This window comes from Leminorella grimontii (genome assembly GCF_039789245.1).
GTDB classification, from domain to species: Bacteria; Pseudomonadota; Gammaproteobacteria; order Enterobacterales; family Enterobacteriaceae; genus Leminorella; species Leminorella grimontii.
The window spans coordinates 1218931-1239612 of record NZ_CP146357.1; the positions used below are offsets into that span (position 1 = coordinate 1218931).

20 protein-coding genes and 5 tRNA genes are annotated in these 20682 nt (G+C 52.3%); 13 read left to right on the plus strand and 12 right to left on the minus strand.

Features of this window, described 5'->3' with window-relative positions:
- Positions 1 to 31: 31 nt before the first annotated feature.
- Complete coding sequence (rpoS, locus tag V8L73_RS05840) at positions 32 to 1021, plus strand: RNA polymerase sigma factor RpoS (RefSeq protein ID WP_027275167.1); 990 nt, start codon at positions 32 to 34, stop codon at positions 1019 to 1021.
- 77 nt (positions 1022 to 1098) lie between these two features.
- On the opposite strand, the gene V8L73_RS05845 is transcribed toward rpoS, so the two are convergent.
- Positions 1099 to 3234: a TonB-dependent siderophore receptor gene (locus V8L73_RS05845; RefSeq protein WP_347254340.1), complete on the minus strand. Its 2136-nt coding sequence runs from the start codon at positions 3232 to 3234 to the stop codon at positions 1099 to 1101.
- A 266-nt stretch (positions 3235 to 3500) separates the two neighbouring features.
- On the opposite strand from V8L73_RS05845, the gene V8L73_RS05850 reads away from it, so the two are divergent.
- Positions 3501 to 4580, plus strand: coding sequence for an ABC transporter substrate-binding protein (locus tag V8L73_RS05850; RefSeq protein ID WP_261831451.1), 1080 nt, complete (start codon positions 3501 to 3503; stop codon positions 4578 to 4580).
- Positions 4581 to 4584: 4 nt separating this feature from the next.
- Positions 4585 to 5160, plus strand: coding sequence for an MSMEG_1061 family FMN-dependent PPOX-type flavoprotein (locus tag V8L73_RS05855; RefSeq protein ID WP_347254341.1), 576 nt, complete (start codon positions 4585 to 4587; stop codon positions 5158 to 5160).
- A gap of 56 nt (positions 5161 to 5216) precedes the next feature.
- Here the strand turns inward: V8L73_RS05855 and mutS are convergent, their stop codons facing one another.
- The 3 genes from mutS to V8L73_RS05870 all read right to left on the minus strand — a co-directional run bounded on the left by mutS (position 5217) and on the right by V8L73_RS05870 (position 9849).
- Positions 5217 to 7778, minus strand: coding sequence for a DNA mismatch repair protein MutS (mutS, locus tag V8L73_RS05860; protein ID WP_347254342.1), 2562 nt, complete (start codon positions 7776 to 7778; stop codon positions 5217 to 5219).
- A gap of 308 nt (positions 7779 to 8086) precedes the next feature.
- Entirely contained in the window at positions 8087 to 9043 is a 957-nt protein-coding gene (locus V8L73_RS05865; RefSeq protein WP_261831454.1) for a GlxA family transcriptional regulator, read from the minus strand.
- Positions 9044 to 9072: 29 nt separating this feature from the next.
- Positions 9073 to 9849, minus strand: a complete 777-nt coding sequence (locus tag V8L73_RS05870; RefSeq protein WP_347254343.1) for an MBL fold metallo-hydrolase — start codon at positions 9847 to 9849, stop codon at positions 9073 to 9075.
- A 262-nt stretch (positions 9850 to 10111) separates the two neighbouring features.
- On the opposite strand from V8L73_RS05870, the gene pncC reads away from it, so the two are divergent.
- The 9 genes from pncC (at position 10112) to V8L73_RS05915 (ending at position 16279) form a co-directional block, all read left to right on the plus strand.
- On the plus strand, positions 10112 to 10597 hold the full coding sequence (pncC, locus tag V8L73_RS05875; protein ID WP_422655613.1) for a nicotinamide-nucleotide amidase: 486 nt from the start codon (positions 10112 to 10114) through the stop codon (positions 10595 to 10597).
- A gap of 102 nt (positions 10598 to 10699) precedes the next feature.
- A complete protein-coding gene (gene recA, locus V8L73_RS05880) occupies positions 10700 to 11749 on the plus strand; it encodes a recombinase RecA (RefSeq protein ID WP_027275173.1) in 1050 nt (349 codons plus the stop codon).
- A gap of 36 nt (positions 11750 to 11785) precedes the next feature.
- Positions 11786 to 12259 (plus strand): regulatory protein RecX, encoded by a 474-nt coding sequence (locus V8L73_RS05885; protein ID WP_347254345.1) that lies wholly within the window; start codon positions 11786 to 11788, stop codon positions 12257 to 12259.
- A gap of 140 nt (positions 12260 to 12399) precedes the next feature.
- A complete protein-coding gene (alaS, locus tag V8L73_RS05890) occupies positions 12400 to 15027 on the plus strand; it encodes an alanine--tRNA ligase (RefSeq protein ID WP_347254346.1) in 2628 nt (875 codons plus the stop codon).
- Positions 15028 to 15312: 285 nt separating this feature from the next.
- A complete protein-coding gene (gene csrA, locus V8L73_RS05895; RefSeq protein ID WP_027275176.1) occupies positions 15313 to 15498 on the plus strand; it encodes a carbon storage regulator CsrA in 186 nt (61 codons plus the stop codon).
- A gap of 277 nt (positions 15499 to 15775) precedes the next feature.
- Positions 15776 to 15868: transfer RNA gene (locus V8L73_RS05900), tRNA-Ser, on the plus strand.
- A gap of 10 nt (positions 15869 to 15878) precedes the next feature.
- Positions 15879 to 15955: transfer RNA gene (locus tag V8L73_RS05905), tRNA-Arg, on the plus strand.
- A gap of 73 nt (positions 15956 to 16028) precedes the next feature.
- Positions 16029 to 16105: transfer RNA gene (locus tag V8L73_RS05910), tRNA-Arg, on the plus strand.
- A gap of 97 nt (positions 16106 to 16202) precedes the next feature.
- Positions 16203 to 16279 (plus strand) — tRNA-Arg (locus tag V8L73_RS05915).
- 233 nt (positions 16280 to 16512) lie between these two features.
- Here the strand turns inward: V8L73_RS05915 and V8L73_RS05920 are convergent.
- Positions 16513 to 16587 (minus strand) — tRNA-Arg (locus V8L73_RS05920).
- A 194-nt stretch (positions 16588 to 16781) separates the two neighbouring features.
- On the opposite strand from V8L73_RS05920, the gene V8L73_RS05925 reads away from it, so the two are divergent.
- A complete protein-coding gene (locus V8L73_RS05925) occupies positions 16782 to 17951 on the plus strand; it encodes a tyrosine-type recombinase/integrase (protein WP_347254347.1) in 1170 nt (389 codons plus the stop codon).
- Here V8L73_RS05925 and V8L73_RS05930 read toward each other — a convergent pair.
- The 7 genes from V8L73_RS05930 to V8L73_RS05960 form a co-directional block, all read right to left on the minus strand.
- Positions 17935 to 18123 carry a hypothetical protein gene (locus tag V8L73_RS05930; protein ID WP_347254348.1) on the minus strand — a complete coding sequence of 63 codons (189 nt, stop codon included), beginning with the start codon at positions 18121 to 18123 and terminating at the stop codon, positions 17935 to 17937. The genes V8L73_RS05925 and V8L73_RS05930 overlap by 17 nt on opposite strands.
- Entirely contained in the window at positions 18110 to 18949 is an 840-nt protein-coding gene (locus V8L73_RS05935; RefSeq protein ID WP_347254349.1) for a hypothetical protein, read from the minus strand. The genes V8L73_RS05930 and V8L73_RS05935 overlap by 14 nt, the downstream gene beginning before the upstream one ends.
- A gap of 80 nt (positions 18950 to 19029) precedes the next feature.
- On the minus strand, positions 19030 to 19278 hold the full coding sequence (locus V8L73_RS05940; protein WP_347254350.1) for a hypothetical protein: 249 nt from the start codon (positions 19276 to 19278) through the stop codon (positions 19030 to 19032).
- The gene (locus V8L73_RS05945; RefSeq protein ID WP_347254351.1) at positions 19275 to 19496 is read right to left on the minus strand and encodes a hypothetical protein; all 222 of its coding nucleotides are present in this window, start codon (positions 19494 to 19496) and stop codon (positions 19275 to 19277) included. Before V8L73_RS05945 ends, V8L73_RS05940 begins: the two co-directional genes overlap by 4 nt.
- Positions 19493 to 20059, minus strand: a complete 567-nt coding sequence (locus V8L73_RS05950) for a hypothetical protein (protein WP_347254352.1) — start codon at positions 20057 to 20059, stop codon at positions 19493 to 19495. The genes V8L73_RS05945 and V8L73_RS05950 overlap by 4 nt, the downstream gene beginning before the upstream one ends.
- Position 20060: 1 nt before the next feature.
- Positions 20061 to 20321, minus strand: coding sequence for a hypothetical protein (locus tag V8L73_RS05955; RefSeq protein ID WP_347254353.1), 261 nt, complete (start codon positions 20319 to 20321; stop codon positions 20061 to 20063).
- Complete coding sequence (locus V8L73_RS05960; RefSeq protein ID WP_347254354.1) at positions 20314 to 20658, minus strand: hypothetical protein; 345 nt, start codon at positions 20656 to 20658, stop codon at positions 20314 to 20316. Before V8L73_RS05960 ends, V8L73_RS05955 begins: the two co-directional genes overlap by 8 nt.
- Positions 20659 to 20682: the final 24 nt, after the last annotated feature.

Below are 20682 nucleotides of genomic sequence, written 5' to 3' on the forward strand. Positions count from 1 at the left end.
CGAAATGTCGCAACTACGGGTAGGAAAAAATATGAGTTCCAATACGCTGAAAGTCAACGAATGGCCCGAAAATGCCGATTTCGATGATAGTGAACCCGCAGAGTTTGATGAGAAAGCGTCGATTGATGTCGTTGAAGACGACAGCTCTGCGGACGATATACTGCTTTCACAAGATGTGACTCAACATGTGCTGGATGCGACACAGCTGTATCTCGGAGAAATTGGTTTTTCACCCCTTCTAACCGCGCAGGAAGAAGTTTACTTCGCTCGCCGTGCGCTACGCGGTGATGCCGCCGCGCGTACCCGAATGATTGAAAGCAACCTGCGTTTGGTCGTCAAAATTGCCCGCCGCTACAATAATCGCGGTCTTGCGCTTCTGGACTTGATTGAAGAAGGCAACCTTGGGCTTATTCGCGCCGTAGAGAAATTCGATCCTGAACGCGGGTTCCGGTTCTCTACTTACGCAACCTGGTGGATCCGCCAAACGATCGAGCGGGCCATTATGAACCAGACAAGAACCATCCGCCTGCCGATTCATATCGTTAAAGAGCTTAACGTTTACCTGCGCACCGCGCGCGAGCTGTCCCAAAAGCTGGACCACGAACCGCGAGCCGAAGATATCGCGCATCAGCTGGATAAGTCCGTCGGAGACGTAAGCCGGATGCTGCGCCTCAATGAGCGCGTCACCTCCGTGGATTCACCGCTGAACGGCGAATCCGACAGCGCGCTGCTGGACATTCTGCCGGATGAGTACAACAACGATCCCGAGTACACCACTCAGGATAATGATATCAAGCAGAGCATCGTTAAGTGGCTGTTTGAACTCAATCCAAAACAGCGTGAAGTGCTGGCTCGCCGCTTTGGCCTTTTAGGCTATGAGGCCGCAACGCTGGAAGACGTCGGTGCCGAAATCGGCCTGACCCGAGAGAGAGTTCGCCAGATTCAGGTTGAGGGTTTAAGCCAGCTGCGCGAAATTCTGGTCAAGCAGGGTCTGAATATTGAGGCGCTGTTCCAGGAGTAATCGCCTTAACGGCGCTTTTCTGGAAATAAATAAGCCGGCTGGGAGCCGGCTTTCTTATGCGTGTAATTCGCGCGTCATTACCAGTGGTAGTTGATCTTCGCCGTTACGGTGCGGCCTTCGCCGTAGTAACACCAGTAGTTACAGCCGCTAACGTAGTTGGTATCCGTCAGGTTGCTGGCGTTGACCTGTACCTGCCATTCTTTGTTAATGTCGTAGCGAACCATTGCGTCCCACAGGGTATAAGCGGGAACTTTTAGATCCTTATCGTTCGTTTTATCGCCGTAGGTGCTGCCGATGTAGCGAACGCCGGAGCCAATAGTCAGCCCTTCAAGCTTGCCGTTAAAGGAGTAGTTTGCCCACAGGGACGCCATGTGCAGCGGCGTTAACGGCAGGCGGTTGCCGATTTCGTCGCTGTCGCCGGAACGGATGGTTTCTACGCGGTTTAGCGTGTAGTTAGCGTGGATCTGGAGGGAGTCAGTTACGTGGCCTACGCCTTCCAGTTCCAGACCCCGAGAGCGCGCCATCCCCGTTTGAACCTGAGCATAGTTGATTTTCGGATCGTTAGACGTCGTCAAAATGTTCTTCTGGTACATTTCAAACAGGGCCGCGTTAAAGTAGCCGTTGAAACCTTCAGGGACATACTTAACGCCGACTTCCGTCTGTTGGCCGGTCTGCGGCTTATAAGGGCTACCGTAGCCGTCGCGCCCGGACAGCGGCTGGAAGGATTCCGAATAGCTGATGTACGGGTTAAGGCCGTTGTCGGCAAGGTACATCAGGCCCGCGCTTTTGGTGTACTTATGGTCATCCATATCGATACGGCCTTCGGTGGCGCCGCTGTTTACACCCGCGTTTGATATGATATCGCTGGAGCGCGCCTTGTCGTAGCGGCCACCGAGCAGCAGTATCCACTTATCGTCGAACTTCAGCTGGTTCTGAACGTATACCCCCGTTTGAAAACGCTTGGTACGGTGGCTAAACAGCTCGTCGTCGCTGACCGGCGTATAGTTGCCGTAGACGGGGTTAAAGATATCCAGAGGAGAGCCGAAGCCATAAACGTTGCCGTCTTTACCGCGCGAGTTAATGGTTGTGTAGTCGGTGCCTAACAGCAGGGTGTTTTCAAAATTGTCTATCGTCCAGTTACCTACCAGACGGTTGTCGATGGCATAGTTTTGCGCGCTGCCGTCGCGATAGGTCAGGCCGCGCTGAACGTTTCTGTCATCAAGCATATATGAGCCGTAGACGTTGCGCAGCAGCAGATTCAGATAGCTGTAAGAGGCGTTTTGCTTAAACGTCCAGGTGTCGTTGAACATGTGGCTCAGCTCATAGCTGACGTTGAACTGCTCAGAATCGCCCTTGCTGTAGTCCGGTTCGCCGAAGCTGGTGTCTTTATCTACCTTGCCAAAAGGCGTGCCGTGCAGCGTACCGTAAGGCAGCTTAAAGCCGCTTGTGGGGTTGGAATTGTCTTTCATGTAGCTGGTAAGCACGGTCAGGCTGGTTTTGTCGTTGAAATCGACAGAAATGCTGGGCGCAAAGTAATAGCGTTCGTTGGACGCACCGTCTACCGGGCCGTTGTCTTTTTTGGCGAAGCCGACGAAGCGATAAAGCACGTTCCCTTCTTCGTTGAGCGGGCCGGAGGTGTCTAAACCGAAGTGCCGATAGTCGTTCGAACCGTAAGAAACGTCAATTTCACCCTGCTTTAGGCGAGTAGGATGCTTGGTGATCACGTTTACCAGGCCGCCGGGAGGGTTTTGGCCATACAGCATGGACGCAGGCCCTTTCAGCGCGTCAAGGCGCTCGATGCCGTAGGTTTCCTGGTGCCAGGAGTAGAACCCCGCTTCATTGTAAATCGTAGACAGCCCGTTTTGATAAGGCGCCCATTCGAAGCCGCGGATAATCAGCCAGTCGGTTCTGTTATCCGCACCATATTGGCCCGTCTGAATGCCAGCGCTGTAGCGCAGGGCTTCGTCGATTTTTTTAGCGCCGCGATCTTTGATGTCTTCCAGCGTGACTTCCGATACGGAGCGGGGCGTTTCCGCTGCCGGCGTATCAATTTTCATTGCGGTATTGGTACCGGTAACGATAAGGGTCTCACCCGCCTCGGCGTTTTGCTGTTTTTCCTCCGCCATGGCCGGTGAAGCCGCTGCCAGCCCTAAGAGTACGGCATAAGCCAAAGGCTTATAGGTCGGACTATACGGTGCGACTTGTTTGTTCATAGGTATGTTCTTCCCGTTATTGTTAAAAATGATAATTGTTATCATAGCTATTTTCTTTTGAATTGTTAGCGACTGTCAATGGGAACGTTTTGTGCGGATACCGATAGCAAAGATAAAAGATCGCATCCTGATGCAAACATAGAGAATGGTTATCGTTACGAATGAAGTGATATCATCTACACTATGACTTTGGCCGAAGCGCGGTAGCGCTTTGCTATTTAAAAAGGATTAATGATTTCATGTACAAAGGCGTGCGTTACTTACTTATGGCTCTGATTTTTTGTGCGTCAGCGGCCACGGCGGGCGAATGGCCTAAAGAGCTGGTGGATGTTTCCGGTCAGAAGGTCGTGCTAAAGCAAAAGCCGCAGAGAGTGATACTGGCGTCGGGCTACAGCCTGCTGGCGTTTTCATTTGTACATGAGGACCCGACGGCCGTGCTGGTTGGCTGGGGCAGCGAGCTTAAAAGGTTTGATGAAGCGACCTATAAGCTTTTTCTGAAGACTTTTCCAAAGCTGGCTGCGCTGAAAACCATCGGTAGCGGAAGCGGTGATGAGCTTTCGTTGGAGACGCTTCTTTCTTTAACACCGGACCTGGTGATATTTGAAGCTTGGCAGGTGCCGCGTTCTAAGTCGCTTATCGAGCTGCTGCAAAAGAGCAAGATACCGGTTGCCGTTATCGACTACTATCAGGAGCCGATGAAAAATACCGTTCCGTCGACCCGCCTTTTAGGGCAACTGCTGGACAGAGAAGAGAAGGCTGAGGCGGTCATCGATTTTTATCAGCAGCACATGGCGAGGCTTACCGAGCGGTTAAACGACAAAAACCTGACCCATCCGCGAGTGCTGCTGCACGCCTATCCCGGCGTATGGGACTGCTGCTGGAGCAGCGGAGCCGGCGGACTTGGCGAATATATTTCCCTGTTTAAAGGGGAAAATATCGGCGCTGACAAATTTCCAACCGCCAACGGCGGGCTACTGAGTCTGGAATACGTGATTAAAAAAGATCCGCAGGTGTACATCGCCACCGGCCATTCGGCGGTAGACCCCAACAAAGCTCTGCCGATGGGAACAAGCGTAGATCCGGCGCTAAGCCAGCGGCAGCTGAAAGCGCTGGTAGAGCAAAAGGGTATTAGCACCTTTGACGCGGTCAAAAACGGCAGAGTGCACGGTTTTTGGAACTATTTTACCGGTTCGCCTTTTAACGTCGTGGGGGCTGAGGTAATGGCCAAGTGGATACAGCCTCAGCTTTATCAGGATGTCGACCCGCAAAAAACGATGGATGAGATGAATCAGCGTTTTCTTCCGGTTCCTTTAACGGGAACCTATTGGACTACTTTACAGAGATAGCGTTATGTATATTCGACCCGAACATCTGGTGGCGTCTAAAGAGCAGCTGCGCGAGCACTATGCCATGCCGAACGACATCGTAATTAAAAAGCAGCTGGACTTTCTGGCGCCCTACGGCGCGAAAATGATCTCGCTGTCGCCCTTTATGGTGCTGGCGACGGTAGGGGAAAAGGGCGTTGACGTTTCGCCAAAGGGCGGTGTGCCCGGGTTTGTTAAAACGGTCGGCGAAAAGACGCTGCTTATCCCTGACTATGCGGGAAACAATCGTCTGGACGGCCTGCAGAACATCATTGATAACCCGCAGGTAGGCCTGACGTTCTTCGTTCCTGGCGTGAGCGAAGCTTTCCGCGTCAACGGTAAGGCGCGGCTGTCGCTTGATCCGTCGCTGAGCGATTTTTTTAGCGAAACCGGTAAGAAGGTGAAGTGCACCATCGTCGTTGAGGTTGAAGAGGCCTTTATTCACTGCGGCCAGGCCGTTTCGCTGGCAAAGCTGTGGGAAAGCGAAAGCCAGAGTAATAAAGACAAGGCGCCGCTGCTGAAGGATATTATCGACTTTCACCAAAACAGGATGCCGGTTTAAAAAAGAAAGGTCGGAGCATTCCGACCTTTTCTGTATTTACTGCATTACCGCTTGCGCTACAGCATCCCCTTCAGGCGATAGATCCACTCCAGCGCCAGCTTGGGCGAAAGCGCGTCGGGGTCGAGCGCTTCCAGCGCTTCCACGACCGGCGGCGCTTCCTCTTCGACCGTCAGCAGCGCCATTTGAGCGCCTTCGGTCGAGCCGTTGGCCGCGCTGGCGGACAGGCTCTCCAGCTCCTTAAGCTTTTGGCGCGCCCGCTTGATGACGTCGCGCGGCACGCCGGCCAGCGCCGCCACCGCCAGGCCGTAGCTTTTGCTGGCCGCGCCGGGCTGAACGCAGTGCATAAAGGCGATGGTGTCCCCGTGCTCAACGGCATCCAAATGAACGTTTTCCACGCCTTCCATACGTTCGGGCAGGGTCGTCAACTCAAAGTAGTGGGTGGCGAACAGCGTCATGGCCTTAATTTTATTTGCCAGACTTTCCGCACAGCTCCATGCCAGCGACAGGCCGTCGTAGGTTGAGGTGCCGCGGCCGATTTCGTCCATCAGGATAAGGCTTTGCTCAGTGGCGTTATGTAAAATATTGGCCGTTTCCGTCATTTCCACCATGAAGGTTGAGCGGCCCGACGCTAGGTCGTCCGCCGCGCCGATGCGGGTGAAGATGCGGTCTACCGGGCCTATGGTCGCGCTTTCCGCCGGCACGAAGCTGCCGATGTGCGCCATCAGCACGATAAGCGCCGCCTGGCGCATGTAGGTGCTTTTACCGCCCATGTTGGGGCCGGTCACGATAAGCATCCTGCGCTGAGGGGAGAGCTGCAGCGGGTTGGCGATGAAGGGCTCGCTGATAACCTGCTCCACTACCGGGTGACGACCGGCGGCGATTTGGATCCCCGGCCGGTCTGAAAGCGTCGGACAAACGTAGTTCAGCGCGTAGGCCCGCTCTGCCAGGCTGCTGAGCACGTCCAACTCGGCCAGCGCCGCGGCGCTTTGCTGCAGCGTCTCAAGATGAGGCAACAGAAGGTCGAACAGCTCGTCGTACAGGCCTTTTTCCAGCGCCAGCGACTTCCCTTTTGAGGTAAGAACCTTGTCCTCATACTCTTTCAGCTCGGGAATAATGTAGCGCTCGGCGTTTTTGAGCGTTTGCCTGCGGACGTAGTTTATCGGCACCAGGTGGCTTTGGCCGCGGCTGACCTGAATGTAATAGCCGTGAACCGCGTTAAAGCCGACCTTGAGGGTATCGAGGCCGAGCTTTTCTCGCTCGCGAACCTCCAGCCTGTCGAGATAATCGGTCGCACCGTCCGCCAAAGCGCGCCATTCATCAAGCTCTGCATTGTAACCGGGAGCGATGACGCCGCCGTCGCGAATAAGCACCGGCGGAGACTCAATAATGGCTCGCTCCAGCAGGTCCTTAAGTTCGTCAAACTCACCTATTTGCTGCTTAAGCGACAGCACTGCCTGGCTTGCCAGCGGTGCAAGCAGGGCGTGAATGTCGGGCAGTTGCTGGAAAGCGTTACGCATGCGGGCGAGATCGCGAGGGCGCGCGGTGCGAAGGGCCAGGCGGGCCAGAATGCGTTCCAAGTCGCCGATGCTGCGAAGGTACGGCTGAATATCGGTGTAAACGCCCTGTAGTTCCGCAATCGCGGTTTGGCGGTTTCGCAATACGGCATGATTTCGGGTTGGCGCATGGATCCAGCGCTTGAGCATCCGGCTGCCCATCGGCGTTACCGTACGATCGAGAATGGCCGCCAGCGTATTTTCGCTCCCTCCGGACAGGTTCTGCGTCAGCTCAAGATTGCGACGCGTTGCGGCATCGAGAATGATGCCGTCCTGCTGGCGTTCCAGCGTCAGGCTGCGAATATGGGGCAGCGCGGTTCTCTGGGTATCCTTTACATACTGCAGCAGGCAGCCCGCGGCGCGCAGGGCATGGGCCGATTTTTCAACGCCGAATCCGTTGAGATCCTTTGTGCCAAACTGCAGGTTAAGCTGCTGGCGGGCGGTATCGATTTCAAATTCCCACATCGGCCTTCTGCGAAGGCCGCGACGGTTCTCGATAAGATCCATTGCTTCCAGGTTTTCCGGATAGAGCAGCTCCGCGGGATTCGTTCGCTGCAGCTCTGCCGCCATGGTTTCTTTATCAGCCGGTTCCGCGACCTGAAAGCGGCCGGAGCTGATGTCCAACGTTGCATAACCAAAACGGGCTCCTTCCTGCCAAACGGCCGCCAGCAGGTTATCCTGCCTTTCTTGAAGCAGGGCCTCGTCGCTGACCGTGCCCGGCGTTACGATACGAACGACTTTACGCTCCACTGGGCCTTTGCTGGTGGCCGGATCGCCGATTTGTTCGCATATCGCTACGGATTCGCCCAGTTGAACCAGCTTCGCTAAATAGTTTTCCACCGCATGGTGAGGAACGCCCGCCATGGGGATTGGCTCTCCGGCGGAGGCGCCGCGCTTGGTCAGTGAAATGTCCAGCAGCTGGGACGCCCGCTTGGCGTCGTCGTAAAACAGTTCATAAAAGTCGCCCATGCGGTAAAACAGCAGGATCTGGGGATGCTGTGCCTTTAGTTTAAGGTACTGCTGCATCATGGGGGTATGGGCGTCTAAATTTGTCTTCTCATTCATAGAGGTAGTCTTGTTAATCCCTTGAATTCAGCGGTTGGCGCGAGGCGATCTATTCGGCTCCCGGCGGTTGCGATAAACGCAGTATAAATATATGGACGATACCGTAGGCCATACGCGAGGCCGTGGCAAGCGGCGACGGCCGGATAATGGCTAAATGGCAAAGAAGGTTATGATAAAACAAGGAAACGTGGCAATAAATTAAAAAGTGCGGCGAAGAAAAAGCGAGTGGTAAAAGTGGAAGGCGTTTCTAACCATCGGTATGTCGCTTGATATGAGATGGCCCGCATTTTGTGAATCAGGCGCGCAGGCTAAAGCGCTTTTCCCCGAAAGGCGCGACGCCAGTCGCTGGGGCTTATGCGATAGCGCGCCTTAAAACGCTGTCGAAACGATATCGGCGACTGAAAGCCAACGGCCTGAGCGACGCTTTCTATTGACTGATTGGCCGATTCCAGCAGCTCCTGAGCGCGCTGAAGGCGTTCCGTCTCCAGCCATTCGCCTACTGACATGCCGGTCGCCTGATTAAACTGGCGGGTAAACGTTCTGCGGCTCATCATAACGCGCTTGGCCAAGGCATCGAGACTGTGGGGCTGCTGCAGATTCTTTCTCAAGAACGCCAGTAAGGTATTGATGCGCACGTCTTTGGTTGAGAGCGGAAGCGGGCGATCGATAAACTGAGCCTGTCCGCCTTCCCTGTGGGGAGGGACGACCATTCGTCTGGCGATACGGTTGGCGATAGCGCTTCCATAGCGTTCTCGGACGATATAGAGGCAGCAGTCAAGTCCGGCGGCCGTTCCCGCCGAAGTGATTAGCCCATCGTCGTTGACGTAGAGCGCATTGGTGTCCAGCCGTACATCGGGAAAACGCTGGCAAAAATCCTGCTCATATTCCCAATGGGTCGAGGCGCGTCGGTGGGCCAACAGGCCCGCATAGGCGAGAACGTAGGTGCCCAGGCATAGCCCGACAATCGAGGTCCCTCGGTCGCGCGCCTTAATCAGCGCATCGAGTAGCGCCTGAGCTGGCTTTTCTTCCGGGTGAGGCCAAAAGGGAATGACGATCGTATCGGCTTTTTCCAATGCCTCAAGCCCGTGTTCCGCCGTCAGCGTAAGTCCCATCGTGGAGCGAACCGGTCCGGGAGCCTGAGCGCAAATGAGAAGGTTGTACAACTTTTGGTTGGGCAGGACGCTGCCAAAAATAGTACAAGGCACGGAAAAGTGAAAAGGGCTAAAGCCGTCGGTAGCGACGACGGCAACGGACGGCACGGACATACGGGCTCCCGAAAATAAGCGTAAGCAGCCTACAGTGTACAGGATCCGCCGTCTTCAGGAATAAGCAGGCGGTGGCTAAAGCCTTTTTTAAGGGCAAATTGGCGCAGCTCGGTTCTGGAAAGCGCGCAGTGATTGATAGCTTCCATATGCGTTGCAATCAGCGTGGCGTTTGGCGACGCTTGATGAACGCGAAAAACGTCCTCTGCTCCCATAATAATCGCGCCAAAGCGGTCGACCTGCGCAAATCCGGCGTTCAGAACGACAGCCTGAGGAGCGTGTTCTGATAGCGCGTTAGCGACGTGTTGATTCCAAACGGTATCGCCAGCGACGTACAGCGTTTTTTCCTGAGGGTGCTTAAAGACGACCCCGCAAACGTCGCCCAGGCGTTTCACCATATCCGCATTGGCATAGGCTTCATTGCTTCCATGCTGCCCGGAAGTTTTGACCAACGTAACGCCTTCATATTCGGCACGGTTCGATAACACCTCCACATGGCGAAATCCCGCAGCCTGAACGATCTCCGCATCTCCTTCATTTTGGGTGAAGATCGGTTTGTCTTTCGGCAGCGCCTGCGCCGCCGCTTCGTCCCAGTGGTCGGGATGAGTATGGGTAACGATAATGGCATCGACGTCAACGATTTGCGCTATCGGCATTGGAAGCGCAACGAGCGGATTGCGCAGATGAGCGTTAAGCGTACCGGTAAAGCCAGGATAAGCGCCTTTATCCGCCAGCATCGGGTCGATAAGAAAGCGTTTGCCGCCGTATTCCAGCCTTATGGTGGCGTTGCGTATTTGGGTGAGGTTCATTGTAGGACTCCTGTTGTTATTAAGCGTTACGACACATAAAGACAGTGTAAAGCGAGCGCACTCAACGGAATGAGTGGCCTGATGGCCAAATTAAGATGGAATTGGGCCAAGAGTGAACTTATTGATAAAAGAAGGCGCTGGGGCTGAATCTGGAACATATTCCCCATTCCCTTAGAAAGTCGTTTGATTTCGGCGCGCTTCTTTTTTATGTTTAGCGGCAGAATTTTGGCGATACCGTAAAGTAAACGTGAGGATGCGGCCCGTGGACGAGCAAATCTGCCAGTTGAGTAAAACCGTAGGGGAGAGGCTGAAGGCTAGAGGATGGTCGATAACCTGCGCGGAGTCCTGCACTGGAGGGTTGGTCGCCGCCTATCTGACGGAAATCGCCGGCAGCTCGGCCTACTTTGAACGCGGTTTTGTCACCTACAGCAATCAGGCTAAGCAAGAGCTGCTAGAGGTAAGCGCGACTACGCTGGAAAACCACGGCGCCGTCAGTGCACAAACGGTGATTGAAATGGCGAAAGGCGCGCTGAAGGCGGCTCAGGCCGAGGTGGCGCTTTCCATCAGCGGCATTGCCGGGCCGGATGGCGGAACGGTGCAGAAACCGGTGGGTACAGTTTGGTTTGGCTGGGCAAGCAAAGACGGGCTTGTTTTGAGTGAAGTTCACCGGTTTGACGGCGATCGTCACTGCGTTCGCCAGCAGGCGGCGCGGCACGCGCTGACCGTGGTGCTGGAAAAATTTCTTTAAATTGTCTTGATACTGTATGACTATACAGTATAATGATTTCATCAACGGCGCAAAGGCGCCTTATAAATTTATGACCCTGTTTGAAAATCGTGGAGCCGTATAATGGATGACAATAAGCAAAGAGCACTTGCCGCTGCCTTAGGGCAAATCGAGAAGCAGTTTGGTAAAGGTTCAATCATGCGTTTGGGGGATACTCAGGCGCTTGACGTCGAGTCCATTTCAACCGGCTCCCTGAGTCTGGACATTGCGCTCGGCATTGGCGGCCTGCCTATGGGCCGGGTTGTTGAAATCTTCGGGCCGGAATCTTCCGGTAAAACCACGCTGACCCTGTCCGTTATCGCTCAGGCGCAGAAAGAGGGAAAAACCTGTGCGTTCATCGATGCCGAACACGCGCTCGATCCTGTCTATGCCGCCAAGCTGGGCGTTCAGGTTGACGATCTGCTGATTTCTCAGCCGGATACCGGTGAGCAGGCGCTGGAAATTTGCGACGCTCTGGTTCGCTCCGGCGCGGTTGACGTCATCATCATCGACTCCGTAGCGGCGCTGACGCCGAAGGCCGAGATTGAAGGCGAGATGGGCGATTCGCACGTAGGTTTGCAGGCTCGGCTGATGTCCCAGGCGCTGCGTAAGCTGACCGGCAACATCAAGAACGCCAAGTGTCTGGTTATCTTTATCAACCAAATTCGTATGAAGATCGGCGTCATGTTCGGTAACCCCGAAACGACGACCGGCGGTAACGCGCTGAAGTTCTATTCTTCCGTTCGCCTGGACATTCGCCGCGTTGGCGCAATCAAGGACGGTGAAGAGGTTGTTGGTAACGAAACTCGCGTGAAGGTAGTGAAAAACAAAATTTCTGCGCCGTTCCGTCAGGCTGACTTCCAGATCCTTTACGGTGCGGGAATTTCAAAAGAGAGCGAGCTTATCGATCTGGGCGTGAAGCACAAGCTGGTCGATAAATCAGGCGCCTGGTATTCCTATAATGGCGACAAGATTGGTCAGGGTAAGGCTAATTCAATGAAGTTCCTGCAGGAAAACCCTGCAATTTCTTCCGAACTGGAAAAACGCCTACGTGAGCTGCTTTTGACAAACAATCCCGTTATTTCTGCATCGGAAGACGAGGATTCAGAAATGCCGGAAGGCGAAGAGTTTTAATGTCGGTTTGCCGACCTTAATCGGAATTAGCCGTTCATGAACTCACTGTTATCCCGCGCTATGCGGATATTATCCCAGCGGGATTACAGTGAGGCTGAGATGCGCCGTAAGCTTCTTACGGCGCATTCTTCTTTTCGGGGACGGGAGGAACAGGAACCGGTCTCCGCCGACGACGTCAATAGCGTCATCGAATACTGTCGCCAGCACGGCTGGCTTAACGACACAGGCTATGCGCAAAAGTTTGTTGAAAGCCGAAGCAGGAAAGGATACGGCCCCCAGCGTATTCAGTTTGAAATGCAGCAGAAGGGCATTTCACAGGAGGAAGCCTCGGCCGCATTGGCTTCCTGTGATATAGACTGGTTTGAAATAGCCAGAGACGTCGCCGCAAAAAAGGCGGGGCGAGCTATGCCGACGGACTGGAAAGAAAAGGCCAAGCTGCAGCGCCATCTTGCTCAACGGGGATTTCGTCAGGATGAGATCCGCGCCGTTTTCAGTGATTCTGAATATTAACGCCTCTGCTGATTTACTTCCCTCTCAAGAAATTTTATCTTATGCCTACTTTTTTAAAGCGTAAGCCGGTCGTTTTTTCCAACTCAATATTCAGTTACGTACCGCCTTCATTCTATCGATAGCCAGATATTGGAATTTATATGAGCAAGAGCACCGCTGAGATCCGTCAAGCGTTTCTCGATTTCTTTAATAGTAAAGGGCATCAGGTTGTTGCCAGCAGTTCTTTAGTTCCCCATAACGATCCGACATTGCTATTTACCAATGCGGGCATGAACCAGTTTAAAGACGTATTTCTGGGATTGGATAAGCGCGCTTATACGCGAGCGACGACTTCGCAACGCTGCGTGCGCGCCGGCGGCAAACATAACGATCTGGAAAACGTAGGCTATACCGCTCGCCACCACACCTTTTTCGAGATGCTGGGCAACTTTAGCTTCGGTGACTACTTTAAGCATGACGCCATCCGCTTTGCCTGGGAGCTTTTGACCAGCGCCGAGTGGTTTAACCTGCCAAAAGACAGGCTTTGGGTCACGGTATACGAGAGCGATGACGAAGCCTATGACATCTGGGCCAGCGAAGTTGGGGTGCCGAAAGAAAGAATTATCCGCATCGGCGACAACAAGGGCGCGCCTTACGCTTCCGACAACTTCTGGCAAATGGGCGATACCGGCCCGTGCGGCCCGTGTACCGAAATTTTCTATGACCACGGCGACCACATCTGGGGCGGCCCTCCGGGATCGCCGGAAGAAGACGGCGACCGCTACATTGAAATCTGGAACATCGTCTTTATGCAGTTCAACCGTCAGCCTGACGGTACGATGTTGCCGCTGCCCAAACCTTCCGTCGATACCGGAATGGGGCTGGAGCGCATTTCCGCCGTGTTGCAGCACGTGAACTCCAACTACGATATCGATCTGTTCCGCACGCTGATTGCCGAAGCGGCCAAGGTGACGAAAGCAACGGATCTGAGCAGTAAGTCTCTGCGCGTTATTGCCGACCACATTCGTTCCTGTGCGTTTCTTATCTCCGACGGCGTTATGCCGTCAAATGAAGGCCGCGGCTACGTGCTGCGCCGCATTATCCGCCGCGCCGTACGTCATGGGCACATGCTGGGCGCAACGGAGACGTTCTTCTATAAGCTGGTTGCGCCTCTGATTGGCGTAATGGGCAGCGCCGCCGACGAATTGAAGCAACAGCAGTCGGCGGTAGAGCAGGTGCTGAAAACGGAAGAAGAACAGTTTGCCCGCACTCTGGAGCGCGGTCTGGCTCTGTTAGACGATGCGTTGGCGCAGGTTGAGGGCGACACGCTTTCTGGCGAGACGGCATTCCGCCTCTATGATACCTACGGCTTCCCGCTAGACTTAACCGCCGACGTGTGCCGCGAGCGCAACATCAAGGTTGATGAAGAAGGCTTCGAGAAAGCGATGGAAGAGCAGCGCCGTCGGGCCCGCGAATCGAGCGGCTTTAGCGTTGACTACAGCAAGCTTATCCGCGTTGAGCAGGAGACCGGCTTTAGCGGATACGAGCGTCTGGAGCAGTCTTCTCGCGTAACGGCGCTGTTCGTGAACGGCAACGAGGTACAGAAGCTTCAGTCCGGTGAAAACGGCGTAGTGATTTTGGACAACACGCCATTTTACGGCGAGTCAGGCGGCCAGGTTGGCGATGTGGGCCAACTGCGCGCGCTGACGGCAAGCTTTGACGTTCAGGATACGCAAAAATACGGACAGGCGATTGGCCATATCGGGCAGTTGACGCAGGGCGAGCTGAAAGTAGGCGACAGCGTAGACGCCGTTGTTGACGGAGCTCGCCGCAACCGTATCCGTTTGAACCATTCGGCTACTCACCTGCTGCACGCGGCGCTTCGCCAAGTGCTTGGCGCTCACGTCGCGCAGAAGGGATCTTTGGTGAACGATAGCTACCTGCGCTTCGATTTCTCGCATACTGAAGCGATGAAGCCGGAACAAATCCGTGCGGTTGAAGATCTGGTGAACCAGCAAATTCGTCGCAATCTTCCCGTCGAGACTCAGGAGATGGATCTGGAAGCGGCTAAAGCCAAAGGGGCGATGGCCCTGTTCGGCGAAAAGTATGATGACAAGGTCCGCGTTCTCTCTATGGGCGATTTCTCTACGGAGCTTTGTGGTGGTACTCACACTGCTGCTACCGGCGATATCGGCCTGTTCCACATTACCTCTGAGTCCGGCATTGCCGCCGGCGTGCGCCGTATAGAGGCCGTCACGGGAGACAACGCAATTCGCGCTATGCATCAGCAAAGCGACGTTTTAAGCGAAGTTTCCTCACTGGTTAAGGGCGATAGCAGCAACCTGATCGAGAAGATTAAGGGGCTGATTGAGCATGCTAAATCGGTTGAGAAAGAGCTACAGCAGCTTAAAGAGCAGCAGGCTGCTCAGGAAAGTTTATCTCTGGTCAGCAAGGCCGTTGAAGTTAAGGGCGTCAAGCTCCTGGTTAGTCAGCTTAGCGGCGTAGAGCCGAAAATGCTGAGAACCATGGTTGACGACATCAAGAATCAGATGGGGTCGGGCGTTATCGTTTTGGCGACTGTCCATGACGATAAGGTTAGCTTGATTGCCGGTGTAACCAAGGACCTGGTCGATCGCCTGAAGGCCGGAGAGCTGATTGCTCCCGTAGCCCAGATGGTGGGAGGTAAGGGAGGAGGCCGTCCGGATATGGCGCAGGCCGGCGGCACCGATTGTAATGCTTTACCCGCGGCCCTGGCCTCGGTTGAAGGTTGGGTGGCTGCAAAACTGTAACTGAAAGATTGTCGCTTTTGTCCAAGCGCCGTTTGGCGGCGCTTGGCGCGAAAGTGTACCTTTCTCCAGTATTTTTTAGCACGTCGTGTAGTATAAACTTAATATAATTAGCTAAACTTAGGCATATACCTGTTCTTATCTGGGGTATGTATAGAATGAGCATAGGTCTCGGCGATATTTAATATTTATTAAATACCGCAGCTTACGTTCTTAGGCTATATCATGGATAATGGGCTGGATGCACAAGAGAAGCAATGGTTTGTTTAATCTGTCAAGGAGTAACGAATGCTTATTCTAACTCGCCGAGTTGGTGAAACGCTTATGATTGGTGACGAAGTTACCGTAACGGTTTTAGGCGTTAAAGGTAATCAGGTTCGTATCGGCGTTAACGCGCCAAAAGAAGTTTCTGTTCATCGTGAAGAAATTTACCAGCGAATTCAGGCTGAAAAGTCTCAGCAGTCGACTTTTTAAGCAATTGACGCACCCGGCGCGGTCTGGCGGGTGCGTTAATGCCTTTCCTATAGTCATTTTTTAATTTTATTTTCTCACGCTCAGGCGCGCCGAAACGGGCGTTTTTACTTTTGTCATTTGTTTTTTTGCTGGCAAAGTGTTCGGGTTGTTTGCTTAGTGCTCAAACGGACGGGATGCGCGAAAAAGTATTTGACTTATAGGGCCGGGAAAGTAATATGTGCGCCACGCAGAACTGATAAGCGCTAACGCTGCTTGAGGTTTTGCTGATAGTAGATATGGTGAAGTGGCCGAGAGGCTGAAGGCGCTCCCCTGCTAAGGGAGTATGTGGTCAAAAGCTGCATCGAGGGTTCGAATCCCTCCTTCACCGCCATTTACGAACTGCACCCGTAGCTCAGCTGGATAGAGTACTCGGCTACGAACCGAGCGGTCAGAGGTTCGAATCCTCTCGGGTGCGCCATCTTAGTAAGGTATCGCTATAATGCGATACGCCAGTGAACGTAGTCGTAACGCTCACTTCAGTTATTCAATGTGCATCCGTAGCTCAGCTGGATAGAGTACTCGGCTACGAACCGAGCGGTCAGAGGTTCGAATCCTCTCGGATGCGCCACTTTATTTCTAAGCGTCATGCAGCGTAAGTTAATCAAATGCATAATGCTTAGCGCCGTTGTCCTCAGCGTGAGGGTTAATCGGTAGATTTATCGGATGCACCCGTAGCTCAGCTGGATAGAGTACTCGGCTACGAACCGAGCGGTCAGAGGTTCGAATCCTCTCGGGTGCGCCACCTTTTCTTTCTATCTAAATCCCTTTTTTCAACCCCATCATTCTTTCAATCGTTTGCGTTTTTTACATCGACATAGCTATGCCGCTGTATTTCTCGTGCTTGCGTTTGTTGCCTATAACTAACGAAATTTGAAGACGTTAAAGACCTAAACAGATAAGAATTGGCTATTGAAGCAATCGCCTTCTCTTTTTTAGAAATCTGGTTTAATAGTGTGAGAGCTAGAGGAAAATAGATGGCGTCCCCGACAGGAATCGAACCTGTAACTAGCCCTTAGGAGGGGCTCGTTATATCCATTTAACTACGGGGACTTCTTTTTGAGTGTGTTCGGTGTTTTCTGCTTCTTTTCTATATTACCGCGTTTCTTCCCGTCCCATCAAGCATAACCTTTCGTTTCATTCTCAATTCTTCGCCTTTATTCTTGTTTGATATTGCTTCCTTCACTTGCCATTGCGTACAGTTTGAGTACAAAATGCGGTCATGCGATGTGTACAGGATATAAAACATGGCCCTTAGCGATACGAAACTGCGAAGCATTCACGGCAAACCATACAGCGGTCAGCCTGAGTTAACCGACGGCGATGGGCTAAGCGCCCGTGTATCCCCTGTTGGTACAATCACGTTTCAATTCCGATATCGCTGGAATAGTAAACCTGTACGCTTAACCGTTGGCCGCTATCCTGCTATCACTTTAAAGGACGCACGAGTGATTGTCGGAGAAATGCGGGCATTGTACATGAAGGGTATTAGCCCTAAAAATTATTTTGCGCGTAACAGCGGTGAGTTGACATTAAAAGAATGCCTTGATCAGTGGTGGGATAAGTATGTCACTGGACTGAAGCCAAATACTCAAACGCTATACCGATCTGTTGTGTACAACACCATGTACACAGAGTTTGAAGATATGCCAGTGACCAATATCCCCATCTCCCTCTGGGTGCAGTTTTTTGATAAGCAGGAAAAGAGGAATGGGAAAAAAGCGAGGGTGCTTTTGCTGCAACTTCGATCCGTTATCAATTGGTGTATAAGTCGTCAGCTAATCCCAACATGTGAGCTAACCAAGCTCAGCGTAAAAAATATTGGTAAAAAGCCGGACGTTGGGCATAGGGTTCTAACCTACAGTGAACTGGCAAGAATATGGATCGCCTTGGATAGATCCCGGTTAACTTCGTCGAACCGAGTGCTTCACCAATTGCTGCTACTTTGGGGGGCCAGACTTTCAGAGCTACGCCTTTCGACTGCTGAAGAGTTCAATATGAAAGATCTGATATGGACGACGCCGGCGGTTCACTCAAAGATGGGTAACGTTATCCGACGCCCGATCTTCGAACAGGTGCTGCCCTATATTGAACGGCTTCTAAATTCAGGAAATCAGATTTTATTTCCTGGTCAGGAACTAGACAAACCGATCGACTTATCCTCGGCAAATCTGTACATGAGAAAGCTAAGGGTAACGATCGACATTCCCGAGTGGCGTACGCACGATTTCCGGCGCTCTCTTGTCACGAATCTATCAAGCGAGGGTATCATGCCCCATGTCACCGAAAAGATGCTGGGGCACGAATTAGGGGGCGTAATGGCGGTCTACAATAAACATGATTGGCTGGACGACCAAAAAAAGGCATACGAGCTGTACGCTGATAAAATTTTTTGGCACGTTAAGCAGCTCGGTTAACTCCGCCTTCCGCTATCCATTTTTCTACAGCTGTGCGGCTGAACCTTGCCGGGTGGGTCAATACTGGCTCAGGAAAGCCGCAGTATTTTCTCAGTCGCCATAGCGCCGTCTCTTTTTTGCCGATCCGTGCAAACACCTGTTCTTTGGTCATGAAATCGTTATCGTTGGCCATGATTCGCCTCCTCTTGATTTTCTATACAGCCTTTTACTTTTTCCAACCGCACCAGAACGTCCTTTAAGTCTTTCAGTCGTTTGAACTCCGCGTGTAGCTGCTTTAACTGACGTTCAACGTAAGCGACGGTGGGTAGCGTTATTGTTTGCATTTCATCGCCTGCTGGTGGCAGGTTGATAGCGGCCTGAATAACGGTACTTTTGGTGTCGATTTCCTTTACTGGTGCGGGTTCAGCGCTGGCCGGAGTGCTGGTTGACAAATCCGAGCTTTTTGGTAATTCAGTTGACGCAATTTCGTCAACCAGCGCAGGGGTTGTTGATAGAGGTTTTTGTGTGGTGGTCATACCGTAGTAATTCACACCGTCTATTTTCCTCATGCTGAGCTTTCCTGCTTTTACATCCGTAGACAGTAGGCCGTAAATATTCTTCCTCGACACACCGGCGCGTTCTGCCAACTCAGCAGAATTCAACTCATGGCTAGCCTCTGCAAGCGCGATTCGACAGCGGTCAGTTTGTCCTGGTGCTGGTGGCTCAACGATGGTTTTCTTCGCCGGCGCGGTATCGGTTTTTATCGGGGCGCTGACTTGCGTAACTGGCGCAACCTCTCGTTTTTTCTCTTCATTTAAGATTGGGGTACTGACTGGCGCCGACGTGCTCATATCGTCGCTTAGGCGGTATTTATCGCCATCCCTGACAATAACGCCACGTTTCAGAGCATGAGTTAAGCTGGCGTTTATCATGCCTTCGCTTCGGTCGAGGTATCCGGCCAGCGTAGCTACGTCGCTTGGACCCAATTCTTCAATCGCTTCTATCAGTGGTGATTTCATTTTTTCTCGTCCTCTCGCTGGACAACTACGCTGTAAGTCTTGTGGGGCTGGGCGGCCTGTGATACGGACGCCCCTATGGTTTATTCCGCCGCCTTGGCCTTTCTCTGCCGCTTTTTCTTCGGCGCCTTAATCGGCTTAAATGACACCTCCGACACTTTCGGTGTTTCTGGTGGCGGTTGATAAATACCGTTCCTCATTCGGCGACGGGCGTTCATTCTCCAAACTATGCGATTAGTCCAATCGCAACCGTCATCAACAATCAATGCGCTTCTAACTAGCGGGTCGTCGATGTCTACCATGCCGTAATCGTCGGCTCCGATATCGGTCATCGTTCTTCCTCCCGCAATGCGACTTTGTAGGCTCGCATGACTGCTGATGTTTTCCCGCTGATAACCGTTGTGAGAAAGAAGAAGCCACTTCGCCTAGCAGTGACATAAGCGCTGAGTAGAGCGGCATCAACGACGCGGTTATGTCTTCTGAATTCGAAAACTGTACTGGTAATGGTTAACGTTGCGACGCTGCCGTGGTCTTGGTATTCAAATTTCATCCCTGTGGCCCCCTAACCACGTCAAAGGCATTGTCACGGCAGGGCATGACGACAAATTTCGGGTTGCCGTACATCCTGTTTATTGCCCGATCGAACTTGATAGTCACTGCGCTTTCTTTGCCTGATGGCAGCAGCTGCATAGGGATAAACTCCCGTTCGCGTCCGAACATCTTCTCTGGGTAGCTAAGGAGTCCTGCCTGAACAACAGGGTTAATGCTGTGGTCTACCGTCGTTGGTATAACTCGATCCATATCTGGAAAACGCCCATCCAGTAGCTTTATGGCGGTAAACCCTACGCGTTGCTCATTGGCGTCATAGTGAGTTGCCAGCAGTGATTTTCCGAACGCTAGCTCAGTCGTTTCTGCGCGAGCTGGGATACGCCCAATAAACTGAATAATGATATTTCGACGAGTGTTAATACCGTGCTCAAGGCGCAAAGCAACGTGACCGTTGGTTGCCTCGATATATTTTGACGTAATGTGGATACCGTTTAAGTAATAACGCGGATCGTCTTTTGCAACACAAACCAGCGCTGCACGAAGCATTGCAGATTTAATTTTCATTTCAGTTATCTCCCTTATTGGTAAAGCCCATAATTAATCCAAGAGTGAATGACAGTTTGTGAATAGCTTCACCATCATCAGAGTTCTTATTTAATAAATGGTCTACGTGAGACTCGAACTCGCTCAAAGTATTTGTCTTATTTAATAGCGCCACATAATCTTCATGCTTCACATATTCGCCGCTATCGCTTTCACGCATTAATACAGCTTCATGGCCTATGCTCATGCAATAGTCGGGTGTATATCGTTTAATGCTATTCATTTTCCTGCGCCTTCTGATGTAAGCGGTTCGCAATTAACTCGGTGATATAACCAAGAAACTCTGTGCCGGCTTTAGTTAAGTTCCCGCTGACGGTGTAGAGTTCGGCGTAAGTCGATATGATTTCGCCGTCAGTCAACGCCATAACTTGCCTGCATACGTTATTTTCATACAGACTTTCCAGCGCCTTACTTAATACCGTCTCATCTAAATTAAATTCATATTCATAATCATCGATAACACGAAGGCAGGTTGTGGTTTTTTTATTTTTCCGCAGGTGGTAAAAAACGGAATCAATAAAATTCTTTCTTCTTTTTTCGAGCAAAGATTTATTTTCCATTTCAATGTTCTCTTATTTTGGCCG

Bases quoted from the DNA above. Each gene is read 5' to 3' on its own strand.
- rpoS (WP_027275167.1), top strand. From the start codon at position 32: ATGAGTTCCAATACGCTGAAAGTCAACGAATGGCCCGAAAATGCCGAT.
- V8L73_RS05845 (WP_347254340.1), bottom strand. From the start codon at position 3,234: ATGAACAAACAAGTCGCACCGTATAGTCCGACCTATAAGCCTTTGGCT.
- V8L73_RS05850 (WP_261831451.1), top strand. From the start codon at position 3,501: ATGGCTCTGATTTTTTGTGCGTCAGCGGCCACGGCGGGCGAATGGCCT.
- V8L73_RS05855 (WP_347254341.1), top strand. From the start codon at position 4,585: ATGTATATTCGACCCGAACATCTGGTGGCGTCTAAAGAGCAGCTGCGC.
- mutS (WP_347254342.1), bottom strand. From the start codon at position 7,778: ATGAATGAGAAGACAAATTTAGACGCCCATACCCCCATGATGCAGCAG.
- V8L73_RS05865 (WP_261831454.1), bottom strand. From the start codon at position 9,043: ATGTCCGTGCCGTCCGTTGCCGTCGTCGCTACCGACGGCTTTAGCCCT.
- V8L73_RS05870 (WP_347254343.1), bottom strand. From the start codon at position 9,849: ATGAACCTCACCCAAATACGCAACGCCACCATAAGGCTGGAATACGGC.
- recA (WP_027275173.1), top strand. From the start codon at position 10,700: ATGGATGACAATAAGCAAAGAGCACTTGCCGCTGCCTTAGGGCAAATC.
- V8L73_RS05885 (WP_347254345.1), top strand. From the start codon at position 11,786: ATGAACTCACTGTTATCCCGCGCTATGCGGATATTATCCCAGCGGGAT.
- alaS (WP_347254346.1), top strand. From the start codon at position 12,400: ATGAGCAAGAGCACCGCTGAGATCCGTCAAGCGTTTCTCGATTTCTTT.
- csrA (WP_027275176.1), top strand. From the start codon at position 15,313: ATGCTTATTCTAACTCGCCGAGTTGGTGAAACGCTTATGATTGGTGAC.
- V8L73_RS05925 (WP_347254347.1), top strand. From the start codon at position 16,782: ATGGCCCTTAGCGATACGAAACTGCGAAGCATTCACGGCAAACCATAC.
- V8L73_RS05930 (WP_347254348.1), bottom strand. From the start codon at position 18,123: ATGGCCAACGATAACGATTTCATGACCAAAGAACAGGTGTTTGCACGG.
- V8L73_RS05935 (WP_347254349.1), bottom strand. From the start codon at position 18,949: ATGAAATCACCACTGATAGAAGCGATTGAAGAATTGGGTCCAAGCGAC.
- V8L73_RS05940 (WP_347254350.1), bottom strand. From the start codon at position 19,278: ATGACCGATATCGGAGCCGACGATTACGGCATGGTAGACATCGACGAC.
- V8L73_RS05945 (WP_347254351.1), bottom strand. From the start codon at position 19,496: ATGAAATTTGAATACCAAGACCACGGCAGCGTCGCAACGTTAACCATT.
- V8L73_RS05950 (WP_347254352.1), bottom strand. From the start codon at position 20,059: ATGAAAATTAAATCTGCAATGCTTCGTGCAGCGCTGGTTTGTGTTGCA.
- V8L73_RS05955 (WP_347254353.1), bottom strand. From the start codon at position 20,321: ATGAATAGCATTAAACGATATACACCCGACTATTGCATGAGCATAGGC.
- V8L73_RS05960 (WP_347254354.1), bottom strand. From the start codon at position 20,658: ATGGAAAATAAATCTTTGCTCGAAAAAAGAAGAAAGAATTTTATTGAT.